The following is an 11,732-nucleotide window of genomic DNA, read 5'->3' on the forward strand; positions in this document are numbered from 1 at the left end:
CTGTTAATCCTAAATTAGAATCTGAAGTGAGAGAACGCTTTGTTAGCCTCAGCCATTTTGTGCGTATCTTCTTTCTTTTTAACAGCAGCACCTTCGCCTTTAGCAGCAGCTACGATTTCACCAGCTAATTTCTCTTTCATCGTTTTTTCACCACGACGACGAGCATATAAAATTAACCATTTCATACCTAAAGCTGTTTTACGCTCTGGTCTAACCTCAGTTGGAACCTGGAAGTTAGCACCACCAACACGACGAGATTTAACCTCTACAGCCGGCATAATATTAGTTAATGCACGTTTGAACACCTCTAAGCCGTTTTCACCTGCTTTTTTCTCAGCAATTTCAACAGCATCGTAAAAAATTGAGTAAGCGATAGATTTTTTTCCATCGTACATCATGTTATTTACAAAACGGGTTACCTGAACATCATTGAATTTTGGATCAGGAAGAATAATTCTCTTTTTTGGTTTTGACTTTCTCATTTCTTATTTCCTCCCGATTATTTTTTCTTTCCTTTTGCAGGTGCAGCAGCTGCCTGACCTGGTTTAGGACGTTTAGTACCATATTTAGAACGACGTTGGTTACGACCAGCAACGCCTGATGTATCTAGCGCACCACGGATGATGTGGTAACGTACACCTGGTAAATCTTTAACACGACCACCACGGATCAATACGATGGAGTGCTCCTGTAAGTTGTGACCTTCTCCAGGGATGTAAGCATTCACCTCTTTACCGTTCGTTAAACGAACACGGGCTACTTTACGCATTGCTGAGTTTGGTTTTTTAGGGGTAGTGGTGTACACACGTGTACATACACCTCTTCGCTGTGGACAGCTGTCCAACGCTGGAGACTTACTCTTGAACTCCAGTGCTACTCTACCTTTTCTAACTAATTGTTGAATGGTTGGCATTGTGCTTTTTTATGTTTTTTATTTAAAAAATTTACCGCTCCCCCGGCATCTTTGCAGATAGCCCATAAAACGGACTGCAAAAGTAGAACAATTCTTTTTAAAAATCAAGGGGTTAGCGCAAAAAGTTTTCAGTTGGCAATTGTTGGTTTTCAGTTGAGGGTTAAGGTTTTGCCGTCAAGTCTGCAGTTAAGCCTTTTTAGTCAACGGCTCACGCTTCAAGTCCTCTATGAGAAATACTTAATTGTTTTATATGCCGTTATGTAAAACTCATTATCTTTATTAAAACCAATCTAAAAAATGAAACTAAGCGTCATCACGATCATGCTTTGCAACCTTGCAATTCTATGTAATGCACAAACCACACCTCTTAAAAGAAAGGCTAACGTAGATTTTGAGGCTTATGAAAAACTTATACCAAAGGTTAAAGCACACCGTAAAAATAAGCTGGTTGATCTACCAACATTTCTAAAAATGGCGGAAGAGAAAGGAACGGTTATTTTAGATACCCGTTCAGATAGCCTTTTTAAAAGAAAGCATATAAAAGAGGCGATACATTTAAATTTTGCTGATTTCACACAGCAAAACCTGTTAAAGATTATTCCCAATGCAGATGCCAGAATACTAATCTACTGCAATAATAATTTTATTGATGATCATGTAAATTTCGCCAGCAAAGAAGTTGTGCCTGATTTGATAAAGAAAAAAATAGCACCCATTTCATTGGCCTTAAATATCCCTACATATATTAATCTATATGGTTATGGCTATAGAAATGTATACGAGCTTTCTGAATTGGTAAGCACAAATGATAAAAGAGTTATCTTTGAAGGAACGAATAGCCGATAATGGTCAATACTTGTTAAAAGAGACTGATTCCGAGACTGAAACACATAACCTAAGTCAATTCATTATTGTCCAGACGATATAAAAAAAGTCTTTCAGTTTTACCTGAAAGACTTTCCTTATTAAACTTTGGCTACTTTGTGTGTGTGTTTATGATGATGATGTTTTGGATGACTTTTTTTAGTCTGTGATTTTTCTGTCGTTGGTTTTACAGGCGCTACAGTTTTTGCATTAACGGTTGCGAAGGCAAACATGGCTAATAAAGCGATGCTTAAAACTTTAATTGCTTTCATTTTCAAGTGATTTAATAATGAATAAACCTTGTTATTTTGTTGATTTAAATCTCGAAAATCAAAATGAAGATTTTATGAACTAGGGTAAGTCGAATTCAACCGTATAATTGAGCCTTTTTTCTCTCAAAACATATTCAGAAACAACTTTCCCATCCACCAGGATTTTATATTCACCTTTAGCTTCTTTTTTGGCAATAGCCAGTGTTTTAAGCTGAACATGAGTACCCGACTTTAATGTCACGGTCTTATCCCATGCCCCATTTACTTCTTTTAATTCTGTCTGTTTGCCACGTTCATTGGTGTAAGCTACATCAGCTGTTAAATGCTCATCAAAACCGGCCCGGTAAACTACAGTGTAAGTTTCTTTCTGAGGGATATCCAGTTTACCCTTCGACATGGAATAATTTGTTGTGATAACGCCGAGCGCACAGCTGCTTAACGCAACTATTAGTAAAAAACAGCAGACAATATTTTTCATTTGATAAGGTTTAGATCAAGATGACGACGGCTTTAATGAAAAGGTTGCAAAGGAGTGAGAAATGCTTGAATGAGAGAATGACAGAAGAACCTGAATCATTCTAAACTCACTGATCCCATCATTTATTAAAAGTATCAAGATATAAATCTTCTACCTTTTTTCTTGCCCAGGGCATTCTTCTTAAAAACTTCAGGCTCGATTTGATCGACTGGTTATTATTAAAACAATCGATCCTGATCAATGAACCCAGTTTTTCCCAGCCATAATGTGCGTGAAGATCAGTTACTATCTTTTCTAAGGTGATACCGTGTAAGGGATTGTTTTTTTGCTGTTCGGCCATGAAGCAAAGTTAAGTCAAAATTATCGGGGTTTGTACTGCGCCATCCAAACATTTGCGCCGCCGCAATCAGGATCATTTATTTTATGCCTGAGTAACTTAAATTCATTTTCCAGAAGTAGTGTTTGATATTCCGCAGTAGCTAAAGAAGCATGAAAAAGATTTTCGCCCCCGTTCATGCTCCATACCTCTCCCCGCTCTGTTCCTGATGTGAATAACAAAATACCATCGGGTTTTAAGTGACGCTTAAAAATGGCAAACATGTTAGGCTGGTCACCAGCCGGAAGATGAAAAAAGCTATGCCAGGCAATAATTGCATCAAATTCCTCCTCCAGATCCAGCTCCCGCATATCCTTTAACAAAAACCCTGTAGTTGGGAAGTTGGCCTTAGCCAATTCGATCATTTGCGTACTGGCATCAACGCCTAAAACATTTATGCCATGCTTAATGAAATATTCCAATATCGGTTTCCCGTCACCGCAACCCAGGTCTAAAACCTTTGCACCTGCCGGAAGGTGTTCGAGGATATCATTTAAGTAAGCCTTTTCTACCAAATCGGCAGCACGATTTTCGGCAAACCAACTCCCTATTTTATTGTAAACCTTATAAACGTTTTTGCACTCTCCTTTTTCCATCCTTAAATTTCTATTTTTATTAATGTTATTTTAGAGATTTTAAATATCTGGCAAATCCAATGACGATTTATCAAGCCAAATTAATCATATTTTGCTTTTTTGGAAACCAGAAAACCGTTAAAAGAAGGGGACTGCTCATTTCCTTACCCTAAGTATAAATGTTTTTAATTTGGAAACGGACGTGCAGTAATTCATGGCATTTGCAGCCCTGCCATCCGCTTTACTCCGTTGCACTACGTGTTCGCTACTGTCAGGTTTATGATTAATGGCCTGCTCCCCACATGTAGCCAAAAGAACTTAACCACTGTACATAAACCCGGTCGGAGCGGGATGCGACCGGTTTTTCATCGGGTGCAGAAGCGGGAGCGGGACTGAAGACCGCCAAAAGAGTCGGACTGCTCATTTCCTTGCCCTAAGCGTTAATGTTTTTAATTTGGAAACGGACGTACAGTAATTCATGGTATTTGCAGCCCTGCCATCCGCTTTACTCCGTTGCACTACGTGTTCGCTACTGTCAGGTTTATGATGAATGGCCTGCTCCCCACATGTAGCCAAAAGAACTTAACCACTGTACATAAACCCGATCAGAGCGGGATGCGACAGATTTTTCATCGGGTGCAGAAACGCGAGCGGGACTGAAGACCGCCAAAAGCATCTGACCATCCATTTCCTAAGCCTAAACATTATTTTTGAAAACGAACAGCTGCTGGTGCTTGGCTATCATAGCCAACATCCGCTTTACTAGTTTAGAAATTAACCAATAGCCGTAGCATCAATTTCGATCAGCATGCCATCCAGGGCCAATCTCGGTACAGGAATAAGTGTATTTACCGGGAATTTCTGATCAGGCCAGATCTTATTCGATTCTTCAATCAAGATCTGGTGTTTATCCTCATCGTAATCGACCACTAAAGTGGTTAATTTGGCAATATTTTCCATTCTTAACCCTTTGCTGGCTAAAGCAATGGCAATGTTTTCGAATACGATGGCTACCTGGGTTCTAAAATCGCTACTTAAAACACCATCGGTTTTGCTCCCTCCCTGACCGGCAACAAATACCAGCTGACTCCAGGCCGGAACGGCAGCAACATGCGAATAGCCGTGCATGCGGGGATCGTAAATTCCTTCAGGATTGCTTATTTCTACTAAAGAAGTGCTCATATTGTATAATTTTATCGCTAAACTAATTGATATCCGAAATTAAATCGTCGGTGCTTTGCAATAAAAAACCTCCTGATCTTTAAAATCAGGAGGTTTGTAAAACAATTAAAGTAACAACCGCAGCGCTTAACTTAATAACATCAGCTTAGTTGCCCGCAGCAGTCCACGTGTCATTATCCGGATTCGAATCTGGCAATACTTTATCCGGATCTAAAGTAACTGATTCAATTTCTTCAGTTGATGGGAAACGAACCAACCAACTGGTATTTTTCATCCAAACGTCAACCGGAACTTTTAGGGTCTCCGTTTTTCCGCTTTTGGTTTTGATCTGAAGGATGATCGGCATTGGCATTTTTTCCAGGTTTACAATTCTGATGTTGTATCCTGCCAGTTTATCGCCCTGTTTAACAGCTTCAACACCAGCAATACCCTGATCCATTTTCCAGCTATTTAACCACCAGCTTCTCCAGAACCAGGCTAAATCTTCTCCTGCCCCATTCTCCATCGAACGGAAGAAATCAAATGGTGTTGGATGTTTGAATGCCCAGTTTTTGATGTATTGGCGGAAAGCATAATCAAAACGGTCTTCACCTAAAATCTGGTTTCTTAAAATATCAAGGCCCCACCCTGGTTTGCTGTATAGGTTAACGCCGATGTTTCTTTCAGCCATACCATCAGGCATCTGCATAATATTTTCGTAAATCGGATTACCGATCACACTTTTACCAATCTTGTGAAAATCAGCAGGAGGACCTGCATATTCGCCATTATTAAAGTTTTTCTTAGAAATGCCATTAATAAAAGTATTAAAACCTTCGTCCATCCAACCATATTTACGCTCATTAGAACCTACAATCATCGGAAACCAGGTGTGACCAAATTCATGATCGATTACCCCCCAGGCACTGGCTTTTTTTGCTTTCCAACCACAGAAAACAATACCTGGATATTCCATACCACCAATATTTGTAGCTACGTTAACCGCCATTGGATATGGATATTCGAACCATTTTGATGAATAATGCTCAATAGTTGATTTTACATATTCTACACCACGGCCATAAGAATCAACACCGTTGCTTTCTACCGGTTGTGCAGAAACGGCCAACCCCGTTTTACCGCTTGGCAGTTTATACCTTGCAGCATCCAATACGAATGCTTTTGACGAAGCCCAGGCCGCATCGCGCGCATTAACAATTTTAAACTTCCAGGTTAATTTATCTTTGGCCGGGCGCGATTTTGGATCAGTTACTTCCGCCTCGCTACGGATGTGCACAGTAGCATCGCTCAATTTAGCTGCGTTCCATCTTTTTAATTGCTCCGGTGTAAAAACTTCTGCAGGGTTTAACAACTCGCCTGAGCCCATTACAATATGGCTGGCCGGCGCAGTAATGGCAAAGTTAATATCACCATATTCACAATAAAACTCCCCACCGCCCCAATAAGGTAACGTATTCCAGCCAATTACATCATCATACACACACATGCGTGGAAACCACTGGGCAATGGCAAAAATCTCACCGTTTTTGGTCGTTAAATGTCCGGTTCTATCCGATCCTTCTTTAGGCACGGTATAAGAATAATCCATTTTGATGGTTATCAAATCTCCGTTTGGAGCCAGAGGCTGATCTAAACGGATCTGCATCCGGGTATCTTCAACTATAGAAGTGAATTTTACGGCACCTGCTTTTTGAGCTACACTGATGTTTTGGATTTTATATCCCCCATCAAACTTTTCACCCTGTGCACCATAACGGCTACGCGACGGCGTGATGGCATAACCGCGCGAAGTCTCTTTAAATGTATTTTGATCTAATTGTAACCATAGATAGGGCAATTTATCCGGACTGTTATTTTTATAGGTAATGGTAACTGTTCCGTTAACCATGTTTTTGTTTTCATCCAGATTGGCAGTAATGTTATAATCCACACGATTTTGCCAGTACTTAGGCCCCGGGGCACCGTTGGCAGAACGGAACTCATTCCCGTTTTGTGTATAAAAAAGTGGTCCAAAGGCTTCAGCAGTATTATAGTTCGTTGCTGGCGCAGGGGTTGTGGCCTGTTGAGCAGATGCTGAAAAAGCAAAAACACAACAAACCAAACCAAAATTAATCAGTTTAGTCAATTTCATGATCATAATAAGGTTGTAATATGCAGTAAATATAAAAAATAACCACATATCGATTGATATGTGGTTATAATGTTACTAATAGTAGTTTTATATTAATTCGCTTTTAACTTTGGCAGATCCTGCAATTTTCTTTCCTGCGGTGTTAATTTGTTCCACGCTGCAAAGGCACGTGAGATGTAAAAAGCATAACGGAATGGTCGTTCGCCCTTAACAGCCTCAATTGAAGGCCGATAAATGATCATAAAGTTTTTAAGCTCCTCGCCTTCCAGCTTTGTCAGTTCAGTAATGGCCCTCGGGGTAAAATTTTCATCAATTTCATCCTGATACATTTCCTTTTCTTCTAAATCTGCCTCTTTACGCTGTTGTCTTTTATATTTACCATAGCCCAGATTCAAGCTCAAACCGCCAACTTTATCGGTCATGCGTTTACGGTTAAGGTTTCCACCCGTACTTAATAGTGTATACTTTTCGGCCAATGGATCTTTAGCGTCTGTAATCTGACTATTCATCCTCACCGCTTTAATATCTACATCTTTTAAACTATTTGTTTTAACGGGTAGATATATGGTTCTGTTCAAAAGATTGGTTAAGTACAACGTATCGGTATGATACCCCACAGCAGAAAACTCTAAAAGGTCGCCAATATTGGCACTAATGGTATACTTTCCATCTTTATTGGTACTGGTTGATTTTTTACTGTTCAGGTTTCTGATGCTAACACCAGGAAGGGATAGGTTTTTTTTCGAAAAATCGAAAACTGTACCCGTAGTTACGGTTTGGGCAAAAACACCTATGGGCAAAGCCAGTAATAGCAAAATGATCAGTTTGTACATACTCAAAAGTAACTTAGTTGAACCATTAAAAGCTGCATTTAACAATCTTTAACATTAGAACAACTGAACTAGCCTAGTGTTTTTAAATAATTATCCTCATCAAATCCAATTAATACAGCCTTGCTATTTTGCTCAATAACCGGACGTTTTATTGCACTGGTGTTTTCTTTTAGATAAGCAACTGCTAAATCCTGGTTATCAATTTTGGCCTGTTCTTCTTTAGTTAGTTTTTTCCAGGTTAAACCTTTACGGTTCAATACCGTTTCCCAGCCGAAAATGTTACACCACTCGTTCAGTTTTTCAGCGGTAATACCTTTTTTCTTAAAATCATGAAATTCATACTCAACCTGATGTGTTTTTAACCAATCGAGTGCCTTTTTAACTGTATTGCAATTTGGAATTCCGTAAACGGTCATATTGGATAATGTAAGATGGAAAATGTTATATGGATGATGGAGATACGAATCCAGCTATCCGTTTCAAAGATAACAAAATTGTTTATCCGGAGTGTTGGATTTTGCTATCCGGCGCGAAGTGGAGATTCGAGAGTTGTCAACTTTCTAACTCGCCCGCTGGAAAGTTGACAACTCTATTCCGAAATCGTATTTATTCGTCACATTTTTAATGCCTTCCATCACATTTTACTTATCGGTATAAATTCTCTTTGTAAAATTGTACTATAAATTTAAAATTCAATGGAAATTATTTCGGGTCGTCCAGCTGCTATCAAATCCAAAAACATCAACCAGCTAGAGTTTTGGATTTCTACAACTTTATATATCCTCTCCCTGATCAGTATTTGTACAAAAATCAATTACGGACCTGGCCGCTCATACTATTACTCAGATAATGGTGTAAGTTATAATGTTCTTCAAAATTATTTCATTCCTGAGCTATTTAAAGTCAGCATGCTCTACTTCAGTTTTCTGCTGTTCAATTTTGTGTCAATGCCTCAACTGGCAAGAAAGCAAAATATCATCATGAACCTGATCATAACGGTTGCGGTTACTGCTTTTTCTATTGTTGCCTGGATGGTTGCCAATACATATACCCAGGCATACAGATTGATAGAATATGACGATATAGACCAGGCTTACGGTGTATTTTTTGGCGAAGCATTCAGTTATATATTTTTCCTTTACCTGCTCATCAATGCTTACTCATATTTTAATGAACGTGGATTAACTCTACTCAAAAGAATTCCATTTTTGAACCATTATAATAACAACATCATTCCGGAAATTTTCACTGTTACTAAAATCTGGTTGATTTTACTTATGGTGTTTGCTGCTGTACTTTCGTTCAGGATCGATTACGAATTATTGATTATCTGGCTAGTGGTACCGCCTGTAAATATCTTCTTTGCCTTTCTTGCTATCTATTACATCATCCCGAATCTTCGAAAAAATTTTAAAGGTTTTGGCCGTTATTTCTGGGGGAATGCAGGTTTAACCATACTCATCTCGATTCTCCTGCTTATTATCCTTATTCCTTTTATGCGCAATGGCGAAATTATACCGATTACCTTAATTTTAAATGCGATATGTTTAATATGTGTTACCACGCCATCTGCCTGGTACATTTACAAACATAAATTTGAAAAACTCAGCGAAATACAGATGCTAAAAACTGAGTTGGGCAAATCGGATGCAAACCTGAATTTTTTAAAATCGCAGATCAATCCACACTTTTTATTCAATGCGTTAAATACCCTATATGGAACGGCCTTACAGGAAAATGCAGAAAGAACCGGCGAAGGGATTCAGAAGTTGGGCGATATGATGCGCTTTATGCTGCATGAGAATACCCAGGATAAAATTTCACTTACCCGTGAGGTAGAATACCTGAATAATTATATCGATTTACAAAAACTCCGCATCTCACGTGCTGCAGATATCAAAATTGATGCGCGGATTGAAGAACAGTTGAACAACCTTCAGATTACACCAATGTTATTGATCCCATTTATCGAAAACGCATTTAAACATGGAATTAGTTTACAACAACCTTCGTACATAAAAATTACCCTTCAAACTAAAGAAAGCACCTTATATTTTGATGTAAGCAACAGCATATATGTTAAAGCTGATAATGATCCTGAAAAGCTAAAAAGCGGCATTGGGCTTGAAAATGTTAAACAACGTTTATCGTTACTTTATTATGGAAAACATGAACTGATTATCCGCGAGACTGCCAATGAGTTTTTTGTGCATTTGACTTTGCAGCTGGATTAGTCTTTCGAATACACTCAGATAACGATCACTGCATAAATTTGGGGCAAAGTTGATAGGTGTCACGCTGAGCGGAGTATAAGCGCCAAACAGATAGATTATAGTATTAATCCAAATATCCTTCGACTCCGCTACCATTGACGTTATTTTGTAATCATCTATTAATGAGCAGAATGCGGCATCATGCATTTCCGTATAGCTAGGCCATAGCACCGTATCACCGTTCTACTTAAAACCGGCCTAATAAATTTTTCGGACTGCACTGTTCTAACCATAGCACTGGCTTTGAAAGAAAAATTTTCAGCCGGCATTTTTTGATACTTTTTGATGCCAAAAAGTAAGAGCCCTTCGGCGGCGGTGAGCCGAGGCAAGAATTGTGCGAAGAAAAAAACGTCAATCATATTGATTTTTATATCATAAATTATCCCTCAGGATGACATTACTACTTAGTAAGCTAAGGACGACCAATTTCTACTTAGTCTGGACAAATCTCAAAAGATATGTCACGCTGAGCGGAGTCGAAGCGCAATTGACAAATTTATTACAATTTGATATTTTTAATGATCTTTATATATTTATTAGATTTAAATATCCTTCTACTTCGATCAGGATGAATTACACACTATAAATAGTGGCTTCAAAGAGGAATAATTAAATGGAAACATACACCGTCTATATTTTAAAATGTGCAGATAACTCCTATTATACTGGGGTTACCAACGATATAGATAGAAGATTTTATGAACACCAAAATGCTGTAAACCCAACTTGTTATACCGCCAGAAAAAGACCTGTAATCTTACTATTTTGCGAACACTTTGAAGACATTAACGAAGCAATAAGTTTTGAAAAACAAATTAAAGGCTGGACAAGAAAAAAGAAAGAGGCCATTATAAATGATAACTGGAACAAACTTAAAGAATTAGCCGTTTGTAAAAACACTACTAGCCATACGAATTTTACAAAAAAACTGACTTCGCTCAGCCTAACATCCCAAAAAACAAACCAAAAATGACTGCCATTGCTATAGATGATGAACCGATTGCATTAGACATTATAAAATCGCATGCCTCAAAAGTTCCGTTTATTACTTTGCAGGAAACCTTTACAGATGCATTTGCGGCCATTACTTATCTCCAGCATAATAAGATTGACCTGATTTTTCTCGATATTAAAATGCCTGATATCAGCGGAATCGATTTTTTAAAGAGCCTGAGCAAACCGCCCATGGTTGTTTTTACTACGGCCTATACCGAACATGCAGTACAAAGTTTTGAACTTGACGCGATTGATTACCTGCTCAAACCCTTTTCGCTTTCGCGATTTTTAAAAGCCTGTAATAAAGCACTCGAACTGCTCAACCTGCGAAGCGGAAAACAAGCGATAAAAGCCAGTCACATCTTTATAAAAGATGGCTATGAGCAGGTAAAAGTGGCCCTTGATGAAATTCTTTACATCGAAGCTTCGGGTAATTACACCCAGATACAGCTTAAAAGCAAGCTACTCAGCTCACGCATTACCATTAACGACCTGGCTGATTTATTACCAAAAACAGACTTTATCCGCTGCCACCGGGCTTTTATTGTAGCAAAAAATAAAATATCCAAATTCGACCGCAGCCAAATTTGGATTGGAGAAAAAATTGTTCCTATTGGGGCCACTTATGGCGGAATACAACTCACCTAATATAATTTAAACTTCGCAGGTTCTCAAAACTGATAAGTATTGACTGGCGATATAAAATGCAGAACTCCCGTTAAATAAACCTGATAGCAGCGGAAAACCCGCAGGTGAGGCACGAACCAAGGCTTTGAAGCGGATAGCAGGGCTATTACAACCCAAGTGCGCCCAACCCTGCTTTTCCAAAACATCTGCCG

14 protein-coding genes are annotated in these 11,732 nt (G+C 38.7%); 4 read left to right on the plus strand and 10 right to left on the minus strand.

All coding sequences use genetic code 11. The features are described from left to right. Positions 1–14: 14 nt before the first annotated feature. Positions 15–482, minus strand: a complete 468-nt coding sequence (gene rpsG, locus BM107_RS13290) for a 30S ribosomal protein S7 (protein WP_025145241.1) — start codon at positions 480–482, stop codon at positions 15–17. 17 nt (positions 483–499) lie between these two features. Further along, positions 500–913 carry a 30S ribosomal protein S12 gene (gene rpsL / locus BM107_RS13295; RefSeq protein WP_010599925.1) on the minus strand — a complete coding sequence of 138 codons (414 nt, stop codon included), beginning with the start codon at positions 911–913 and terminating at the stop codon, positions 500–502. Positions 914–1,210: 297 nt separating this feature from the next. Here rpsL and BM107_RS13300 point away from each other — a divergent pair, with 297 nt between their 5' ends. Continuing rightward, a complete protein-coding gene (locus BM107_RS13300; RefSeq protein WP_090984069.1) occupies positions 1,211–1,759 on the plus strand; it encodes a rhodanese-like domain-containing protein in 549 nt (182 codons plus the stop codon). A gap of 119 nt (positions 1,760–1,878) precedes the next feature. Here BM107_RS13300 and BM107_RS24705 read toward each other — a convergent pair whose 3' ends face one another. The 8 genes from BM107_RS24705 to BM107_RS13335 all read right to left on the minus strand — a co-directional run bounded on the left by BM107_RS24705 (position 1,879) and on the right by BM107_RS13335 (position 8,040). Further along, a complete protein-coding gene (locus BM107_RS24705; protein WP_159435241.1) occupies positions 1,879–2,049 on the minus strand; it encodes a hypothetical protein in 171 nt (56 codons plus the stop codon). A gap of 79 nt (positions 2,050–2,128) precedes the next feature. Then, entirely contained in the window at positions 2,129–2,446 is a 318-nt protein-coding gene (locus tag BM107_RS13305; protein ID WP_090984071.1) for a hypothetical protein, read from the minus strand. A 199-nt stretch (positions 2,447–2,645) separates the two neighbouring features. Further along, positions 2,646–2,867 carry a VF530 family protein gene (locus BM107_RS13310; RefSeq protein WP_090984073.1) on the minus strand — a complete coding sequence of 74 codons (222 nt, stop codon included), beginning with the start codon at positions 2,865–2,867 and terminating at the stop codon, positions 2,646–2,648. Positions 2,868–2,887: 20 nt separating this feature from the next. Further along, positions 2,888–3,499, minus strand: a complete 612-nt coding sequence (locus BM107_RS13315; RefSeq protein ID WP_090984075.1) for a class I SAM-dependent methyltransferase — start codon at positions 3,497–3,499, stop codon at positions 2,888–2,890. A gap of 753 nt (positions 3,500–4,252) precedes the next feature. Continuing rightward, positions 4,253–4,660: a RidA family protein gene (locus BM107_RS13320; protein WP_090984077.1), complete on the minus strand. Its 408-nt coding sequence runs from the start codon at positions 4,658–4,660 to the stop codon at positions 4,253–4,255. A 145-nt stretch (positions 4,661–4,805) separates the two neighbouring features. Further along, positions 4,806–6,791 carry a M1 family metallopeptidase gene (locus BM107_RS13325; protein ID WP_090984229.1) on the minus strand — a complete coding sequence of 662 codons (1,986 nt, stop codon included), beginning with the start codon at positions 6,789–6,791 and terminating at the stop codon, positions 4,806–4,808. 92 nt (positions 6,792–6,883) lie between these two features. Then, the gene (locus BM107_RS13330) at positions 6,884–7,624 is read right to left on the minus strand and encodes a carboxypeptidase-like regulatory domain-containing protein (RefSeq protein WP_090984079.1); all 741 of its coding nucleotides are present in this window, start codon (positions 7,622–7,624) and stop codon (positions 6,884–6,886) included. A 68-nt stretch (positions 7,625–7,692) separates the two neighbouring features. Beyond that, positions 7,693–8,040 (minus strand): Spx/MgsR family RNA polymerase-binding regulatory protein, encoded by a 348-nt coding sequence (locus BM107_RS13335; protein ID WP_090984081.1) that lies wholly within the window; start codon positions 8,038–8,040, stop codon positions 7,693–7,695. Between the two features lie 279 nt (positions 8,041–8,319). On the opposite strand from BM107_RS13335, the gene BM107_RS13340 reads away from it, so the two are divergent. The 3 genes from BM107_RS13340 to BM107_RS13355 all read left to right on the plus strand — a co-directional run bounded on the left by BM107_RS13340 (position 8,320) and on the right by BM107_RS13355 (position 11,541). After that, on the plus strand, positions 8,320–9,858 hold the full coding sequence (locus BM107_RS13340) for a sensor histidine kinase (protein ID WP_208864382.1): 1,539 nt from the start codon (positions 8,320–8,322) through the stop codon (positions 9,856–9,858). A 652-nt stretch (positions 9,859–10,510) separates the two neighbouring features. Then, complete coding sequence (locus BM107_RS13350; protein ID WP_090984087.1) at positions 10,511–10,870, plus strand: GIY-YIG nuclease family protein; 360 nt, start codon at positions 10,511–10,513, stop codon at positions 10,868–10,870. Next, positions 10,867–11,541 carry a LytR/AlgR family response regulator transcription factor gene (locus tag BM107_RS13355; RefSeq protein ID WP_090984089.1) on the plus strand — a complete coding sequence of 225 codons (675 nt, stop codon included), beginning with the start codon at positions 10,867–10,869 and terminating at the stop codon, positions 11,539–11,541. Before BM107_RS13350 ends, BM107_RS13355 begins: the two co-directional genes overlap by 4 nt. Positions 11,542–11,732 lie beyond the last annotated feature (191 nt).

This window comes from Pedobacter suwonensis (assembly GCF_900111825.1).
In the GTDB taxonomy this organism is placed as follows: domain Bacteria; phylum Bacteroidota; class Bacteroidia; order Sphingobacteriales; family Sphingobacteriaceae; genus Pedobacter; species Pedobacter suwonensis.

Bases quoted from the DNA above. Each gene is read 5' to 3' on its own strand.
- rpsG (WP_025145241.1), bottom strand. From the start codon at position 482: ATGAGAAAGTCAAAACCAAAAAAGAGAATTATTCTTCCTGATCCAAAA.
- rpsL (WP_010599925.1), bottom strand. From the start codon at position 913: ATGCCAACCATTCAACAATTAGTTAGAAAAGGTAGAGTAGCACTGGAG.
- BM107_RS13300 (WP_090984069.1), top strand. From the start codon at position 1,211: ATGAAACTAAGCGTCATCACGATCATGCTTTGCAACCTTGCAATTCTA.
- BM107_RS24705 (WP_159435241.1), bottom strand. From the start codon at position 2,049: ATGAAAGCAATTAAAGTTTTAAGCATCGCTTTATTAGCCATGTTTGCC.
- BM107_RS13305 (WP_090984071.1), bottom strand. From the start codon at position 2,446: ATGTCGAAGGGTAAACTGGATATCCCTCAGAAAGAAACTTACACTGTA.
- BM107_RS13310 (WP_090984073.1), bottom strand. From the start codon at position 2,867: ATGGCCGAACAGCAAAAAAACAATCCCTTACACGGTATCACCTTAGAA.
- BM107_RS13315 (WP_090984075.1), bottom strand. From the start codon at position 3,499: ATGGAAAAAGGAGAGTGCAAAAACGTTTATAAGGTTTACAATAAAATA.
- BM107_RS13320 (WP_090984077.1), bottom strand. From the start codon at position 4,660: ATGAGCACTTCTTTAGTAGAAATAAGCAATCCTGAAGGAATTTACGAT.
- BM107_RS13325 (WP_090984229.1), bottom strand. From the start codon at position 6,791: ATGAAATTGACTAAACTGATTAATTTTGGTTTGGTTTGTTGTGTTTTT.
- BM107_RS13330 (WP_090984079.1), bottom strand. From the start codon at position 7,624: ATGTACAAACTGATCATTTTGCTATTACTGGCTTTGCCCATAGGTGTT.
- BM107_RS13335 (WP_090984081.1), bottom strand. From the start codon at position 8,040: ATGACCGTTTACGGAATTCCAAATTGCAATACAGTTAAAAAGGCACTC.
- BM107_RS13340 (WP_208864382.1), top strand. From the start codon at position 8,320: ATGGAAATTATTTCGGGTCGTCCAGCTGCTATCAAATCCAAAAACATC.
- BM107_RS13350 (WP_090984087.1), top strand. From the start codon at position 10,511: ATGGAAACATACACCGTCTATATTTTAAAATGTGCAGATAACTCCTAT.
- BM107_RS13355 (WP_090984089.1), top strand. From the start codon at position 10,867: ATGACTGCCATTGCTATAGATGATGAACCGATTGCATTAGACATTATA.